This is a genomic window from Metabacillus arenae (genome assembly GCF_014773385.1).
Lineage (GTDB): Bacteria > Bacillota > Bacilli > Bacillales > Bacillaceae > Metabacillus_D > Metabacillus_D arenae.
Genome location: NZ_JACXAI010000024.1, coordinates 21,855 through 39,939, shown reverse-complemented (window position 1 = coordinate 39,939; position 18,085 = coordinate 21,855). Strand labels below are relative to the sequence as shown.

Here is an 18,085-nt window from a genome sequence, read left to right as displayed (position 1 = left end):
GGAATACATGCAAAGCACAGGAACTAACGTTAAGACATATCTTAATTATATTGACGGTGAATGGGCATCTGGTATCTTTAATAAAACAGATAAAAGCATTAATCCTGCAAATAAAAATGAGATTGTTGGCTATATTCAACATTCTGCAATAGAAGATTTAGATCAAGCGGTAATCTCAGCAAAAAAAGCCCAATTATCTTGGAGTCAACAATCTGGGGCTATTCGCGGGGAGTACCTTTATAAAGCAGCTGATATCCTTGAGAAAAGGTTGAATGACATTGCAGAAACAATGACTAGAGAAATGGGTAAGACATTAAATGAAGCAAAAGCAGAAACAGCTAGAGGAGTATCAATTCTCCGATATTATGGAGGCGAAGGGGTACGGAAGGTAGGCGATGTTATTCCATCAACTGATTCTGAAGCACTAATGTTTACAACTCGTGTCCCGCTTGGAGTAGTAGGTGTTATCACTCCATGGAACTTTCCAGTAGCCATACCGATATGGAAAATCGCACCTGCTCTAATATATGGAAACTCTGTTATCTTTAAGCCGGCCCAAGAGACAGCTGTAACTGCTTCTAAAGTTGTGGAATGCTTTCATGAAGCAAAAATTCCAAAAGGGGTTATCAATATGGTTACCGGTTCTGGTTCTATAATTGGCCAGGGGATTGTTGACAACCGTTCTATTAATGGGATTACATTTACTGGATCAGGCGAGGTTGGTAAACAAGTAGGCCTAGGAGCGTTTAAACGCGGTGCAAAATACCAACTTGAAATGGGTGGAAAAAACCCTTTAATTGTAGTTAATGATGCTGATCTGGATCAAGCTGTCGATGCTGCTATCAGTGGAGGACTACGGTCAACAGGGCAGAAATGTACAGCTACTAGCCGGGTTATTGTACAAAGCGGTATATATGAAACGTTCAAAGAAAAGCTTATCAAAAAGGTAAAAGAAATAAGGGTTGGTAACGGTTTAAATGAAGAAACATGGATGGGACCTTGTGCCAGTGAAAACCAACTAAACACTGTTCTTTCTTATATTGATAAAGGTGTCGAAGAAGGAGCTAAATTAATTTATGGTGGTAAGAGAGTGGAATCCGGAGAATGTAAGGAGGGATTCTATATTGAACCAAGTGTATTTGAAAACATTCATAGCAAGATGACCATTGCTCAAGAGGAAATCTTTGGGCCTGTCCTAGCCCTTATGAAATTTGAAACGATTGAAGAGGCATTACAAATTGCCAATGATGTTCAATATGGCTTAAGTGCATCGATTTTCACTAAAGATATCAGTAAAATGTTATCCTTTATCAATGAAATGGACGCAGGGCTTATCCGTATTAATTCTGAGTCAGCTGGAGTTGAACTTCAAGCACCATTTGGTGGAATGAAGCAATCAAGTTCCCATTCGCGAGAGCAAGGGCAAGCTGCAATAGAATTTTTCACATCAATTAAAACGGTATTTGTAAAAAGTTAATGAGTTTCTAAATGTACTCAATTAAGCGAGTTGACAAAATTATGGATATCATGGCTATAATCATTATGTCTGATATGAGATGCTTAGAACTATACCACTAACGAAACCCTTTATTTGGGTATCTGTAGTAAGTAGTTTTCAACTGCAGCCGCGGTGGATGATCAGCTTTAAGGAGTTCTTCTCGGTTGAACGATAATAGGTCCTCAGAAAAATGCATTGTTATCAACCGAAAAATACCTGTCATTAATAAGGAGAATTTACTATGTATACCAGTATTCACCATGTTTCATTAATCGTAACAGATCTGGAACGTTCAAAACACTTTTATGGAAATGTTCTTGGTTTTGAAGAAATCGAGAGGCCGAATTTTGATACAAAAGGTGCATGGTATCAATTAGGAAACACCCAATTGCACTTGATTGTTTATGACGAAGGAAAAACATTAAGAGGAACAATTGAACTGGACAGCCAAGACGGACACTTTGCAGTTCGTGTTACAGATATCGATGCCTTTATCAAGCGGATGGAAGAGCAAAACATTTCGATGCTGACCATTCCGAGCAACGCCGCAGGATGGCATCAGGTTTACGTCAGTGATCCAGACGGCAATTTGATTGAGTTTAACTATTATGCTGAAAAGTGAGGATGTGTAGGTTTTACACATTTATCATTTAATAATTGGTTACGGTTCGGGTTTAGAAAAAGACGCGATCATATGTTCTCTTAGTGCAGTAGTTATGGTAAGATAATAGATGCAACTACATAAAGCAGGTAAGGCGGTTAGCCACTTCCCTGAAGAAGGGAGGTGGAAAAATGACGGCATATGAAGCAATATCTATTGCACTAAATTCAAATTTAGTTTTGATAGGTGTACTGACAGTTGTGGTTATGTTTAGTCAACACAAAAAGAAGTAACCGCCCTCCTCACCACAGGTTAATGGGTAGTTACTTCTTTTCCTAATTACAAGCTGGTTAGCCGCTAACTTTGCGGCATGTAGTTGCCATGGTCAGGTGTTACAGCACCTGATCTTTTTTATTCTTATCTTGATTATAAATAAATTATACATATATATCAAGAATCTTGATGTCGTATTCCTTTCAATAAACCTGATGTCCTGCCTATTCTGTTTAGAACGCTTTAGACTAAATGCCTAAGAATTGCCCCTCTAGAATTACTTAATGTTATTCACATATAATTTATTCATATGAGATTTTTCAATAGGGTCTTGAAATTATCATTATATTAAATGGTAATTGCATAGGGGAAAAAGACAACTAGTTCTTCTCAATAAAGTGCCGCCTTTTTGTGGTAGGTTTTCGGAGTCTTGTCTACTAGGATTATTTTCTATTAAAAATATTTCTGAAAACGATTCCATAAAATTATTGACAGTATAGAAAAATAGGTGATAAATTTATTGTGTAAGCGATACCATTTATTAGAATATGAAAACGATATCATAATTGTCAAAAGTATTTTCGAATTTTAATATAATTATTGGCTCAATAATAGAAAAGCATTATGTCAATATGGTTTAGTTAAGTTAAGGAAAAGACAATGATCTATCAGTTTATTAAACATCAAAACTCAGGTGGAGTCGGCGGAGGGATATGAGTGAGTGTAGCTATCGAAGTAGAACTGATTGTAAATTATGCTAAATTAGAAGATAGAGTGTTGATAGAAATGGCTCATAGGGGAGATAGCGAGTCATTGGCTTTTTTAATAAACAAATATCAGAATTTAGTCCGCAAGAAAGCAAGGCCGTACTTTTTAATTGGTGCAGATAAAGAAGATCTCATCCAAGAGGGAATGATTGGTTTATATAATGCTATTCGGGATTTTAGAGAGGACAAGAGGGCCTCTTTTAAAGCTTTTGCTGAACTTTGTATCACTAGACAGATGATCACGGCGATCAAATCGGCTGCTTGTCAAAAACACAGCCCTCTAAATTCGTATTTTCCCCTGGACAAGCCTCTTTATGATGAAGATTCAAATTTTACGCTTATGGATATGATAACCGGAGAAAAAATAACGAATCCGGAAGCATTAATGATTCATCAAGAAAAAGCTGACCATATCGAACTAAAAATTCGAGAATTGCTAAGTAATTTGGAAAAAATAGTGTTGACCTTATATATGGATGGAAAATCCTATATGGAAATTTCCGCAGAACTAAACATTCATGTTAAGTCAATTGATAATGCTCTCCAACGAGTAAAAAGAAAACTGAGACGGCATCTGGATTTATGAATGGTAATCATCAATTAATAATCTTAGAATACCTTTTCAGTCTGTCAACCTATTACTCTTTTTAGTTCTGAAAGGCATAGTAATTTAGATTTCGCAATATAATTGACACATACAAGCATCCTTTATTTCGAGTTGAACTTAAGGAGGGATGTTTTTTAAGCCGATGCTTTGTGAAGGTATTGTGAGCGCAAAAGTTGAAACACTTGAATAAAACTTTATGAAGCATCGCTACCAATTTATCAACATTAGGAGGCAAATTTTCGATGATGACACAATCAATGACAACTGCCCCGATTCCAAAACAAGAAAGAGTTCGTGAACTCGATATCATTCGGGGATTTGCGTTGCTGGGGATTTTGGCGGCGAACATGAGCTTTTTCTCCACACCAGGTGTTTATTTACTTATGACGGAGGTAGAGTGGTGGAATAGTCCCTGGGATCAACTTGCTGATAAGCTTATTCACTTCTTTGCTACGTCCAAGTTTTTTACAATGTTTTCCTTCTTGTTTGGTCTGGGATTTGTTCTTTTTTTGCAACGTGCTGAGCAGAAAGTGAAGCGACCAAAGACCTTATTTCTTAAAAGACTGTTCATCTTACTCATTATCGGTCTTATCCATGCATTCGGGATTTGGTATGGTGACATTCTGATTATTTATTCTATAACAGGTTTGTTTTTATTATTATTTTATCATTTGAAGCCAAAAACGCTATTAACATGGGGTTTTATGAGCTTATTTCTTCCCGCTTTGTTAATGTTCCTTGCATCTATTGGGGTTTTAATGGCAGGAGGTGGTAGTCCTGAGGATACAACAGGGGCAGCCTTTGCTGATCAAATGATAGAGCAATCAGTCACTGCCTATGGATCCGGAACGTTCGCGGAAATAATGAGTCAGCGTGCACAAGATTATGCTTTCGCATTGACCGGATATATCTTTATGGTCCCGACTATTTTTAGCATGTTTTTGTTTGGTGCCTATGCAGCAAAAACAGAACGGTATAAAAACATCCAGGCGCAGCTTCCTTTTTATAGAAAATGCTGGCTGGCGGGTCTGATTATTGGTCTTCCATTTAACAGTTTAGCTGTCTATAGCATTACGCAAGTCGATTCCTCTTCTTCCATCTATTTACTGACGTATTTCATTGGAACGGCTATCGGCGGACCAGCTCTTTGTTTCTTTTATATGACTTCCGTTGTATTGCTTTGTCAGAAAAAATTATGGCTGAAGATTCTCACACCTCTGCAGGCAGTCGGCAGGCTTGCATTAAGCAATTACCTGCTTCAGTCATTGGTTTGTACGACCATATTTTACAGTTATGGATTTGGGCTGTTTGGTCAAGTCGGACCAGCCATGTGGCTCCTGATTGTAGTTTTGTTATACTCTTTACAAATAGGGATCAGCCACCTTTGGTTAAAAAAGTTTCGATTTGGTCCAGCAGAATGGCTATGGCGGAGTTTAACCTATGGCAAACGACAGCCCTTTATTGAGAAGAATGTAACAGTTAGTAGAAACACGGATGGAAACACCAAACAGTTTTGATGAATAGCAAGCCGCCATCTAGTTTTAGATGGTTGTAATTTTTGGATACGTCAGTAATTGGCTGGTTTAATTGGAGCAACCCCGAAATGGAAGACATTCTAGCTTTAGATAGAATATTAAAATGATTACGTATATTCAGTGTATAAATCATAATAAATGCATTAAAATACGAATGGCCTCAAATCCACTGTTTTAAGTGGGATTGAGGCCATTGATACTCTTTTAGAGTCTCGTCAGCAAAACACAGATTAAAACAACGTTAAGGGGATCTTGATGTCGCATTCCTGTTAATAAGCCTGATGACTTGCATATTTCGATAATGAAAATCTCGTTTAGTGATTCTTAATCCGCGTTCATTTTTAGTGTTATTTCAAAGCTTTTTCCATTTGAATTCTTAGAATCAATTTTAATTAAAGCTTTTTTGCGAGATACTGAGGCTTTTACACCTTCACTAGCCGCTACTAATTCAGGATCTGGAATTACTATTTCCAGCTTCATTTTATCTAAACTTAAAGTAGGATCAGAAACTGCTATCGTGACCGTGCCATTATGATTATTCTTAATCATAATTGAGGCTTTATTAAAGGATGTGACATTGCTGACTGTATTTTTTTTATCGCTAAAGAAATTGAATCCTTTCATTCCCAGCTTCGTATTTTCCACAGCATGAACATTTTCGGTATTTGATAAAATTTTAACACTAGGGTTATTGGAATACTCGTTTGTTTTCGCTTCATCAAAATTAGGTAAAATCACGTATGCATATTTTTCGTTTTCTGGATCCTTTCCATGGTCAATTCCCAATGTAAAGAAATTCTTCGTTACATTTGTATCTGGATTTGATGTGCGAATTCTATTTATGCTTTCAGTAACGGTATCTTTCGTAACATTTATTTTAGAATTCTCTGGGAAGTAATAACCTACTTGTGTTCCCTCAGCATCTGTTTTAAAGTTCATCCACTTTAGATCGTATTCTCCATTAATCGGATCATTTAATCTGCGATCATCATATGTCTCTCCCGTTATCGTACCTGTTTCATTTTCAGCAAACATTCTATTATCAATTGTAGTAATTACGTCCCTGCCCATTTCATCTTTGATGCCAGATCCCATTAATACAAGCTCATCGTCAAACAAAAAGACGGATTTATTTGCCTCAGCGTTTTTATACATAACAAGGTCTTCAGGCAATAGCCCTGCCTGTTTGTCTCTATATCCTACCTCATCCCCAAGCTGGATACCAGATACTCCGTATTCTCCAAGCTTAACTCCGCCAGAATAATCATTGGTACCTACAGGAAAATAAACATATTTATTTTGTGATTCAGATGATGAATGAAAATTAAGTGGGTGTTCGGTATTTAAATAGAAAAGCATTCCATCATATAATTGGGGAACCGTTTTTCTTTCTTCCACGGGAACCGTTGTTCCAGGCAGCTTATAAGGATCTATTGTCGCAAAATAATGACTGCCAAAAGATTTTGTTTGATCTCTGCCTGATAGATATAAGTAATATGCTCCATCTCCATGGAACCATGGCATTAAATTTTCTCCGCTCATATATTCATACTTACTAATTCGATTTGAACTTCTTGAAAAAGCAAAAGCATATGAATTTCTTAAATGCACAGTTTTATCCATTAAGTTAAAGGCATAGTGACTATTTTCATCAATCCCCTTGTTAGCTTCAATAGCAGGATCCGTCAAGATGTCATTAAATTTTATAATCGTTTCAAAAGAAGTAAATAATCCTGTAGAGAAACTGCTTTTATTAGAATTAGCAATATATTTTAAATGTGATTTTAAAATTTCACTTTCCTCATCACTTAAGTAATTACTTACTTCAACCATCGCTTCAATTATAGTAAACACATCTTGATAACCTGTTCCAGTTCTTGATATCGATCTTCCTTTTACTATTTCCATCATATAGCCTTCAAAAATAACTGGCGAGAACCCATTGTATATCCAATCCTTTACAGTAGGCACCAATATTTCTTTTTTATCATATTTACTATTATTTAATATTCTTATGGTTTGGATAACTCGATTTAATAGTACCTTTCCATAAGACCCTGTATATGCCACACTTTGATGCTGTATAAAGGATCCGTCTTCATAAAATCCGGCAGTATTACCATTAACGATATTATGGGGATCAATGGTTTTAAAAACAGTTAGAATATGATCAATTGCAGTAGTAATTCTTTCCTCGTTCCCAAGAAGTGCCCCTTGTATAATTCTATTCGTCGCAATATCTGCCAGGTTTGCCCCTCTATGAAAACGAGAATCTAAATCGATATCTCCATTTTTTCCATTCCGAAGATACTGATCCATTGATGCCACATAGGAATCTATTAAATGAGGTTTATACCTTTTAATCTCATCCTCTAAAAGTAGCATCGTTTTCGTTATATTCATTGGGATACCGATTTCCCAAAAATACCAATTTCCATAGTAACCCTTTTCTTGGTCTTCAAAGAAATTCGTGTACAGCCAATCTAATCCATCAATTACTTTATGAATTGTCTCTTCATTTTGATAGTAATTTACACCACTTAAATCCGTTCTTTTATATGTTTTAGCAGCAAGTGCCATTTGGTATAAATATAAATAGGAGCTGTTTAAATTGTTAACGTTTTCACCGAGGGGTAAATTCTTAAATAGGGATTTTTCTTCTCCTTTAACTCTGTCCTCAATAGGGAGAAAAGAAGTAAGCCTTGCCTTTGCTGTGTTATGGACAGAATTAATTTTACTATCTAATAAATGATTACTATTAATACTCTCATTTCCTGCAAGATACTCTCGATAGTTTAACTTTAAAATATCCATTTCATTTGAAACATTAGCATTACTAGTATTGTTCACAACAATGGAATTTGATTTTTCAGAGGCTTTAACATAACTTGTAGAATCTGGAATAGGAATTGTTAAAAAGGTTGTTAATGTGAGTGAAGAAGCCAAAAATATTTTTATTTTTTTTCTCATTATACCCACCCTCTATTAAATTGTGTTTCACATTTGCAAATAGTAACCTCCCCAAATACAGCTTTCATCAACACCACATCTCGTTTTCTCTAATCACCCCTCTTTTGGACTATTAATAAAGTTTTTTCCTGTTTAGTATAGTGTATAAGGATTCAAATAACGAAATAAGGCGAAAGTTTTATACCCCTTTTTTCTGACTTTTCAGAATATAAATATATTTTTCTCAAAGAGTTTTATTTATGGTGAAAATAAAATTCGAAAACGAGATCATACGTTCCCTTTGTGTGGGTTTTTGTGGTAAGATAATAGCAGCAGCTGCATAAAGCAGGTAGGCGGTTAACCACTTCCCTTAAAGAAGGGAGGTGGAAAAATGACGATATATGAAGCAATCTCTATGGCACTATATTCAAATTTAGTTTTGATAGGTGCACTGACAGTTGTAATTATGTTTAGTCAAAACAAAAAGAAGTAACCGCCCGCCTCACCAAGGTAATGGGTAGTTACTTCATTTTGTTATCCCTGTAAAATTGGTTAGCCGCTAACTTTGCGGCATGTAGCATGCGCTGGTCAGGTGTTAACGCACCTGATCTTTTTTAGTCTTATTTAGATTATAAATAAATTATACATAGATATCAAGAACCTTGATATCCCATTCCTATAATAAGTCTGATGACCGGTCTATATCATGAATGAAAATCTGGTTTTACTGGCGAATTTTAAATTGTTCTTGACAAGTGGTGATAAACTCGTGCATAGAACTAGAAAAGCCCCGGATCACTGCTTCCCATAAACTCTGTCTGTAGGAGTAACCCTAAATAAAAAACTCCGCCCCTATCAATAATTAGAGACGGAATTTCCTTTATTTATTGAGCTACTGTCGATTTAAGAAAGGTTTCATCCTGCAGCTGTCTAAGGTTCCATAAAGTCGAATCCACAGGAGTCTCAACCATTCCATAAGTGATAATTGTTCCTTTTTTAATGTCCACCTTTGCTTTGTTTCCATCCAGCATATGACCTGGGATCGGGTTGTTATCGTCCTGTATAGAAGCAGGCATGATCATGGCGGTTATGTTATAGTCGTGGTCATTGCCGAATATTTCTCCTGCTTTGATATCTCTGGCCGCTTTTTTAACAAGGTCGAAGCGCGGCTTGTATTCAAGGGATCCAGTATCAAGTCCGAGTAAGCCGGCAACCAGCAGGGAACTGGATGTTTCAGCACCGCAAAGATGGTATGGGCGATAGATGACAGCTGTTGATTTATCGTAGTTCGGAATTTGCCCCTTGGTTGTTAGGATGTAGTTTGAGTAGGCGTTATCGCAACGAACGACCATATATACACCTCCGCCCATACCAGGCTCATCAGATCTGCGGAAGCACGTTATTAAATCAATGATACCCTCATCCTTGAAAATACCTCCGTCCTTTTTACTGCAATATGCTACAGGGAGCTCTGTAATTCTAAGTGTTGCCTCAATCATCTCTGCGCAATCAGGAGTGAGTCCCGTTGAGTTAGCCATGATGGTCAGCTCACATAAGTCAAATGCACCTGCACCGGGAAGTGTGCTTAAAATTTCTGATCTTTTTTGAATGTATTCTTCTGATTTCCCTTCTGGAATCATTTCAAAATATTTTGTTTCCTCTTCTGATATTTTCACTGAAGCAGCTTCATGTACCGTTATGCCATCCGCTTCGATTGAGATGCTCCGGTTCTTTTCATCATAGACGAATTCCCCGTCACGAGCTTTACCGGCAGAAATAACAGTGAGGCCCACAATTTTAGCCCATTCCACCATTGAGATAAGCAAGCCGTGTTGATCGCCGTCAACTGGTGTATAAACGACCCCTTTTTCTTGTGCCAGCTTTTTAAGGATCGGACCGATAACTGAATCCGCTTCCTTATTTATCATGGCAACATGCTTTCCTTTTTCAATCGCAAGCTTTGCAAAATAAGCACCCGCTTCTGGAACTCCTGTCCCTTCCCCAACAATATCAATGATTTGAACATCCATGATCATTTCAGCCTTATCCGTATATATGAATTTCCCTGCTTCAATTGCTTTTTGAGCATCCGCCGCATTATCCGTGTATACAATAAGTTCATCAGGGATCTCAGCCTTTATAAAGGAAGACTTTGCTGCGTCCAGGTTGGTGTCTGCAACAATACATACCTTTAAATATTGATTATAGTTCTGTTGGGTCACCACTGCTGTACCAAAATGGCCTGCTCCGATAATTGCTGCATGAACAACTTCCTGTTTTCTCATTTTGTCAAAAAGATGATGATAAATCATAGTAAAACCTCCTCCTAAGTTTTCAATAAGTTATTATGCAAGATTAGTGCCAACTACTGAAGGAATATCAAAGCAGATTTTATTTAAATTTTTTATAGAAAACTTATCAAATCATCTTCTCTTTGATTAGAAAGCTATTGCAGGAAGTGTTGCATCGTTGTATAGTTGCAACAAATAAGAAGGAGGTGATCACCTTTATGATTAATGTTACTTATATTGTTCCATATCCTGAGCTTGAAGATCTGGTTTACAAAATTTTTAATGCACATCCGCAAAAAGATATTGTAAACCGCCAAATATCTGTCATCTCAGCAGATAAACTAGAAGGTGTTAGATTTAACTGTGACGTGCTGGTTGCCAGAGGATATACAGCTAAAAAGCTGAAAAGACTGAAGCCGCATATTCCGCAAATTGAAATACCTATAACAGGATACGACATCATTAAAACAATAGAGAAATGCCGAAAGCAATTTACTCCTCGAAAAATTGGATTCGTGGGCACTCAATCTACAATTGAAGGCGTCAATCAGCTTTGCGGATTATTTGATTGTGAAATTGAGATTTATAATCCCGAAAAGCTGAACAACATCGAAAAAACAATTGAAAATGCTGTCCAAAATGGATGCGATGTCCTCGTTGGCGGATATTATGTCAATATGTGTGCGAAAAGGATGGATGTCCATTCTATTCTTATAGAAACAGGTGAGGAAGCGATTACACAAGCATTAAATGAGGCCATTAGAACGGTGGAGGTGATGCGGCAGGAGCGAGCGAAAGCCGATATATTTCAAACCATTGCCCAATGTTCCCAAGACGGCATTATATATGTTACCTGTAACGGACGAATAGAAGTCATTAATAAAAGTGCAATCAGCATGTACCAAGAGAAAGGTACAGATTTCTATCATAAGGACCTTAAAGATGTCTTCCCAATCATGGAAAATAGTTTTAAAGATATTATGAAATCCGGAAAAGAAAAAAACAATGTTCTCCATAAGACAAACAATAAGGTTTTATCTGCTAGTTATATTCCTGTTATGTCTGATGGGAAAATAGCCGGGATCGTGATAAATTTTCAAGATAGTACAAAAATACAACAGGTTGAAATCCAAATCCGAAAAAAGATGAGTGCAAAAGGGTTATTCGCGAAATATCATTTTGACAACATCATTCATAAAAGTGAGCTCATGGCCCAGACGATTGAAACGGCGAAAAAGTTTTCGCGTGTATCATCTAATATTTTAATAGTTGGTGAAACAGGTACGGGTAAGGAGCTTATGGCCCAAAGCATTCACAATGCCAGCAGTAGAAGCAGCGGGCCGTTTGTAGCTGTAAACTGTGCTGCATTGCCGGAGGCTTTATTAGAAAGCGAGCTTTTCGGATATGTAGATGGCGCATTTACAGGAGCCTCTAAAGGTGGAAAGATTGGACTTTTTGAGCTTGCCCACAGTGGTACCCTTTTTCTCGATGAAGTATCAGAGATTCCCATATCTTTTCAAAGTAAGCTGCTGAGAGTTCTTCAGGAAAAAGAAATTAGAAGAGTAGGGGGAGATAAGGTTGTGCCGATTGATGTACGAATCATCGCGGCTGCAAACAAGAATCTGAAGAATCTTGTTCAGAAGGATGAATTTAGACAAGACTTATTATACCGGCTCGACATTTTAAAGCTATATATACCGCCGCTTAGAATGCGAAAAGAAGACATATCAGAACTGTTTTTGCACTATTTAGAAAAATATAACCGGAAATTTAATAACCATCTACAAACCCTTTCATCAGATGCGCTGGAAATGTTGATGAATTATGATTTTAAAGGGAATGTTCGTGAATTAAAGAATGTAGTGGAACGATTATGTGTATTAAACACATCAGCCATAATCGACAAAGCTTCAATGAGAATGACTCTTTATCCTCAAGACATAGGTGAAGAGATTGAGATAGCTGAAACAGAAAATATCATTCAAGCGTTTCAAGTAAAAGGTGAGAAAGATCTGATAGAAAAGGCCCTGCATGAGGCAAACTATAATAAAAGCAAAGCTGCCAAGGCATTGGGAATAGACCGAAGTACATTGTGGAGAAAGCTGAAAAAATATGAGATAAAAATTTAATAGTTTTTGAGTTGCAACAAAATGTTGTAAAGTACTGCAGGAAAAGAGGTTAATCAATGATAACCATAAAGGAAGGAAATCGATTTTTATAAACGCAAACATAGAAATAATTTTTTGTTTCTAAAGATAAACCAGCATGACATCAAATATGGTGTCATGCTGGGCAATATGTCGAGATTTTAATAGACTGTTTTACAGAATGAGTCGAAGAAAGCCTACTGCTTTAGTTGTGGGAGTATCAGAATAGCACCACAAATATAAGCCAGGCTAATCCAGGTCCGGCAGCAACGAAGATGCCTGCAATGATCAAGAGTCTTTTATAAAAGACGTTTTCCTTGATCCCTTGAGCGTTAGCAAGCAGGACGGCACCTGTAGTAGAGAAGGGGCTGATATCGACGACGCTTGCGGCAATTGATATTGCTGAGATAACCCCTACGGATGACATGCTTGGATCCTGCAGGATAGGAACGGACAAGGGTATGACTGCTGCCAGGAACCCTGTCGTGGAGGCAAAGGCAGAGATGATCCCTCCAATATATGAGGTTATGAGTGCAGCGAGCACCGGGCTTTTCACATTTGCTATTTGTTCAGTTAAATAATCCATAACACCAATTGATTCCATTACCCCTACGTATGTGACGATACCGCTAACCATGAATATGATTGACCATGGTATGCTGCCCATGATTTCAGCTTGCTTTTTAGGAGCCATCAAGGCTAGGGCGAGGCCGACCATAAGTGCTGCAAAGCCCATGTTTATATCAAGCCAAATGGCACATATAATAAGGATGCCTATGCCAGCAAGAGTAGCGCCTTTATACGGTGTCAGCCGCTCATTTTGACCAATATTACTTTCAGTTGGTAATTCAGTTTCATCTTCTACATCAGCATCTGCTGCCGCAGCTACATAACTTTGAGAGTTATTTCTCCCCATCTTAAGCAGGCGCAGCCCTCCAAAAACGACGTAAATCAGAAATGCAACCGCAAAGGAAAAGAGAAATGTATTCATAAAAAACAGTCCTTGAGAATGGGAAAGGTTCCGTGAGTCCATGACACCGTTTACAACAAGCCCCATGAGATTAAGCGGGGAAAAGATTCCTCCAGTCATGCCTAGTGCTACCATAAGAGCCATCATGATCGGGTTAATTTTACATTGTGCAGCCAGTCGTAAGGCAATCGGGGCAATGATAATGACCGCGGCCGTCCCCTGTGTACCTACACTGCACAACAGAAAACTCAAAGAAAACATGACCCATGGAATCAAACCGGTATTCCCTTTGACTAACCGGAGTCCCCAGCTTGTAATCAGGTCGATGGTGCCATTATTCTTAACGATTGCGAACAAATAGGTGACCCCTGCAAGGATAATGAATAAGTCTGCCGGAAATACAGCAAAAATGTCATCAACGCTCATCCCGCTAATGAGAGCGCCCACTAAAAATGCAGCGACGAAGCCTAATACTCCAATATTGATTGGTAAGAAAGAACCGATAATAAACATAGCCAATAGGATGATGATGGAAATAATTTCTATACTCAACTGTTTATCCTCCTCAAAATGTATTTACTTTTAAAAGCAAGAGTAACGTTTCCCCTATTATGAGTGGGATAGTAGTCTCTTCCAAAGTAACAGAAAGCGGTTTCAATTAACGATCAATAAGGAGTCCATTGTCTAAGCCGGTAACGCTGTTGTTCCATTTTGTTAATAAGTTGTTGATAGATCATAATTATACCTCCTTTTATGGTTTCGAATGAATATAATGCAAAATTCGTGCCTAATTTATCGGTTTTATTATTTAAGTTATAAAATCACTCTTATTAATAGGATAAAGATTTAGGAGAAACAATCATTGGTAGTAGTAAAATGACATAATGTCAAAGAGGGTTGTTGCAACATGTTGTGTATGTTGTTGCAATGTCGTTGTATTTCTACAACACTAAAAAACAATAATTATTTTTACTAGAGTTAAAGAGGTTGTTTATACGAGTTTTCAAGGGCAAATAAAAGGAATAGGTGCTCCAAGCAAATATTTAGAATTACATGATCCAGTTGTGACAATCGTTTGATTTTTAAAATTTAGTTCAATAGCTTTTGCATCGTTCTAAAGATGGCATATAACTTGCATAAATAAATATGAATTCATTTTTTGGGAGGGAAAGATAGATGCTTGGAATAGTCGGAGATGACATTACTGGTTCCAGTGATATAGGCTTGTTGTTTTCAAAGTGGAATTTCAAAACAGAGATATACTCTTATGAGGTTCTCGACAAATTGAATAAGGTCTCAAGCGATGTTCTTATTATTGATACAAATAGTCGATTTGATGACAGGGATACCGCCTACCAAAAGGTGAAAAAAGCGACAAGAAAGCTAAAAGAGCTGGGGTGTACAACATTCTTCAATAAGACTTGCTCAGTTTTTAGAGGGAATATCGGGTCCGAGTTTGATGCGATGCAGGATGAATTAGGAATCTATTTTTCTATTGTCGTTTTAGGCTACCCCGAGAATGGCAGGACGACCAAAGATGGTATCCATTATGTAAATGGGGTAAAGCTTTCTGAATCAGTATTTCGGAATGACCCAATTCATCCAATGGAAGAGGATCATTTAGTCGATATCCTTCAGAAGCAAACAAGTCGAAAAGTAGGCTCTATTCATTATTCAATCATTCAAAAGGGAGCAGAAGCATTAAAAGCCGAGATTGAATTAATGAAAGATAAGTATAACTATGTCATTTTAGATGTTGAATCAGGAGAATGCATGGAAGTAATTGCAAAAGCGGTTCAGCATTATCCTATTCTTTGCGGAAGTGCGGGACTCGGTTCCTATTTGCCGGCTTTTTGGGCTAATAAAGAAAAGAATGATCTTTTAAAGGGTGTAGATCTAAAACAAGAAAAAGGGGTTTTTATACCAAACGGAAGCTTAATGCCGCAAATGAAGGAGCAAATCGACTATATTGTTGACCAAGGTGCAGTTGATCTGATTCTTCATACAGAGAACTTGTTCACAGAAGAAGGGTATCAGCAAGAGATAGAGTGGGCAAAGGAGGAAAGCCAGAAATATTTAAATGAAGGACATAATGTAGTCCTGCGTTCTCCTTATACACCGGATCGAATTCAAAGCACCCGCAAAAACGGCTTAAAATATATGGGACTGGACAAGGTGCAAAGCTCGGAATATGTTTCCAAAGCATTAGCCGATATTACTTTCAATGTAGTAAATGAGTTAAAACTGAAAAAGCTAATCATTGGCGGGGGGAACACCTCTAACGCCATTTGCAAACGTCTGGGGATCGAAGGCATTCTTATAATAGACGAAATCGATCAGGGAGTATGTTCATGCCTTTCATTGAATGACAATCCAATGCTTGTCATCTTAAAGTCAGGCAGCTTTGGAAAAGAAGACCTTTTACAAAGGGCGATCGATTATATGAATAAGGTTGAAGGTGGTTATGAGAATGGTGTTAGAGAATCAGGAGTTAGCTCAGAAGTTAAGTGAGACTGGAAAATACTTACTGGTTAATCAATTGGCATGGGGAACTTCAGGGAATATGAGCGCCCGTATCGATGAAAAACAGATGCTTATTACCTCATCGGGGACGAATATGGGGAATCTCTCAACAGATGATTTTACTGTTTGTACAATAGACAGCGGTGACTGGTCAGGCTTGCGAAAGCCATCAAAGGAGGTTCCAATGCATAAAGGGATCTACCAGGAACGCAAAGACGCGAGGGTGATCTTACATTCATCTCCTTTCTATACAACTCTGCTAGCCTGCAGCGGGGAAAGGATTATGTCCGAATTATTTATTGAAACGATGTACTACCTTGAAAACGTTGCCTTTGTAGACTACCACCATCCAGGAACAAAAGAGCTTGGTGATGCTGTCAAAAAACAAGCCGCCTGTGCTAACATTATGATCATGAAAAACCATGGTGTCATCCTCTTCGACGATAGCTTTTCAGATGCAATAATGAGGCTCGAGACATTAGAAATGACATGCAGGATGATCGTGACAGCAAAATCTGCAGGAGTTGAACTAAAAAAAATCCCGGACCATGTTGTCCAAGAGTTTCGGGAAAAATCTATTTATAAGCCTAGGAAAAGTAAAATATATAGATAAGAGATTATGATTTTAGTACAGGGTTCTTTCATAAGTACATGATGTAAAAATGTCTAAAGTATTACTTTTATTTGAGTAAGACAGCTTTCATTTCAGCCTAACCTTTGGTGGAGAAGGATGAAGTTGAAGCTGTCTTTGAAACAACCATTCCCTCTTAATCTTATCACTTTCCAGTCCCATCCTTTAACTTCACTACCGATTAATCTCCAACTCTTCTTCATTCACACTCACTTACTCTATTATTACTTCAACAGACTTCACAACCACCTATCTATATATCCACGATCTACATCCCTGATGACAATCGCCAGTTTGTTGAGGAACCATTTTTAGGAATTTATGATAAAATTGGTGTGGGAATGTGTGTAGAATTTCAACTGTTTTTCTGGGAGGTATTCTTATTGAATTTGTATAAAGACAAAGGAAAAAGCTTACCCCAAAAAATAACTTTATTACTCCTTGAAACAATTATTATAATGATAGCCGGGTGGCTTTTATTGTTTCAGGGTGGACAACAATTGCATAAATGGATTGGATGGGGGTTTTCAGAAAGTAATACTATACGAAATACTATCTTATTTATCTTGTTTTTAATTGTATATGGACGTATGTATATTACACTATTTTATCTATTAAAAAGAAAAATGCCGTGGGGGGAAGCCTTTACCATTCCTTTAGCTTTTTCGTTATATTATATTGGTTTTTCACTTTTTTCTCTAACAACAAATAAATCTCTAATATTTCTAGATATAGGATCTATTTTTCTATTCTTATTTGGTTCATTTCTTAACACCTATTCTGAACTGCAGCGAAATGAATGGAAAAAGAACCTAGATACTGAAGGGAAATTATATACTAATGGGCTATTTAAGTACTCCATGCATATTAATTACTTTGGAGATCTAGTTTGGGTAACAGCTTTGGCCTTATTTACCAGAACACCTTGGGCGATGAGCATACCGATCATTTTGTTCTGCTTGTTTGCTTTTTATAACATCCCTATTTTAGATAAGTACTTGTCAGAAAAATACGGAAGTCAATTTGCCGAGTATAGAAGGGTTACCAAGAAATTTATTCCTTTTATTTATTGAATATTCATTTTCAAAGAAGTAATCGCCTTACTCCTCCCATAGGTAATAGGCAATTACTTCTTTTTGATTGTTCACCATCCTTTCGGTTAGCCTCGTTCTTAACGACAAGATAATTAAATAATATTTTCTTAGCGTCCGAACCTATTTAATCTTCAGATCTATTATTTAATGCTTCTTTTGTTGGTCTGGTATATAGAAATTCCCCCATAAATTTTGCAGA

General features: G+C 37.3%; 11 protein-coding genes. 8 read left to right on the top strand and 3 right to left on the bottom strand.

Going from position 1 to position 18,085, the window contains the following annotated elements:
- Window positions 1-7: 7 nt before the first annotated feature.
- The 4 genes from gucD to IC621_RS17325 all read left to right on the top strand — a co-directional run bounded on the left by gucD (window position 8) and on the right by IC621_RS17325 (window position 5,263).
- The gene (gucD, locus tag IC621_RS17340; protein ID WP_191159739.1) at window positions 8-1,477 is read left to right on the top strand and encodes an alpha-ketoglutaric semialdehyde dehydrogenase GucD; all 1,470 of its coding nucleotides are present in this window, start codon (window positions 8-10) and stop codon (window positions 1,475-1,477) included.
- A gap of 262 nt (window positions 1,478-1,739) precedes the next feature.
- Window positions 1,740-2,120, top strand: a complete 381-nt coding sequence (locus IC621_RS17335; RefSeq protein ID WP_191159737.1) for a VOC family protein — start codon at window positions 1,740-1,742, stop codon at window positions 2,118-2,120.
- A gap of 969 nt (window positions 2,121-3,089) precedes the next feature.
- On the top strand, window positions 3,090-3,725 hold the full coding sequence (sigH, locus tag IC621_RS17330; protein WP_191159735.1) for an RNA polymerase sporulation sigma factor SigH: 636 nt from the start codon (window positions 3,090-3,092) through the stop codon (window positions 3,723-3,725).
- Between the two features lie 263 nt (window positions 3,726-3,988).
- A complete protein-coding gene (locus IC621_RS17325) occupies window positions 3,989-5,263 on the top strand; it encodes a DUF418 domain-containing protein (RefSeq protein WP_191159733.1) in 1,275 nt (424 codons plus the stop codon).
- Between the two features lie 342 nt (window positions 5,264-5,605).
- Here the strand turns inward: IC621_RS17325 and IC621_RS17320 are convergent, their stop codons facing one another.
- A complete protein-coding gene (locus tag IC621_RS17320) occupies window positions 5,606-8,251 on the bottom strand; it encodes a polysaccharide lyase 8 family protein (protein ID WP_191159731.1) in 2,646 nt (881 codons plus the stop codon).
- A gap of 863 nt (window positions 8,252-9,114) precedes the next feature.
- Complete coding sequence (locus tag IC621_RS17315; protein ID WP_191159729.1) at window positions 9,115-10,542, bottom strand: NAD(P)H-dependent oxidoreductase; 1,428 nt, start codon at window positions 10,540-10,542, stop codon at window positions 9,115-9,117.
- Window positions 10,543-10,739: 197 nt separating this feature from the next.
- Here IC621_RS17315 and IC621_RS17310 point away from each other — a divergent pair, with 197 nt between their 5' ends.
- Window positions 10,740-12,650, top strand: coding sequence for a sigma-54-dependent Fis family transcriptional regulator (locus IC621_RS17310; protein WP_191159727.1), 1,911 nt, complete (start codon window positions 10,740-10,742; stop codon window positions 12,648-12,650).
- A 238-nt stretch (window positions 12,651-12,888) separates the two neighbouring features.
- Here the strand turns inward: IC621_RS17310 and IC621_RS17305 are convergent, their stop codons facing one another.
- Window positions 12,889-14,190, bottom strand: coding sequence for an SLC13 family permease (locus IC621_RS17305; protein ID WP_191159725.1), 1,302 nt, complete (start codon window positions 14,188-14,190; stop codon window positions 12,889-12,891).
- A gap of 624 nt (window positions 14,191-14,814) precedes the next feature.
- On the opposite strand from IC621_RS17305, the gene IC621_RS17300 reads away from it, so the two are divergent.
- The 3 genes from IC621_RS17300 to IC621_RS17290 all read left to right on the top strand — a co-directional run bounded on the left by IC621_RS17300 (window position 14,815) and on the right by IC621_RS17290 (window position 17,865).
- Window positions 14,815-16,149 (top strand): four-carbon acid sugar kinase family protein, encoded by a 1,335-nt coding sequence (locus tag IC621_RS17300; protein WP_191159723.1) that lies wholly within the window; start codon window positions 14,815-14,817, stop codon window positions 16,147-16,149.
- Window positions 16,109-16,774, top strand: a complete 666-nt coding sequence (locus IC621_RS17295; protein WP_191159721.1) for a class II aldolase/adducin family protein — start codon at window positions 16,109-16,111, stop codon at window positions 16,772-16,774. Before IC621_RS17300 ends, IC621_RS17295 begins: the two co-directional genes overlap by 41 nt.
- A gap of 401 nt (window positions 16,775-17,175) precedes the next feature.
- Complete coding sequence (locus tag IC621_RS17290) at window positions 17,176-17,865, top strand: methyltransferase family protein (protein ID WP_191159719.1); 690 nt, start codon at window positions 17,176-17,178, stop codon at window positions 17,863-17,865.
- Window positions 17,866-18,085 lie beyond the last annotated feature (220 nt).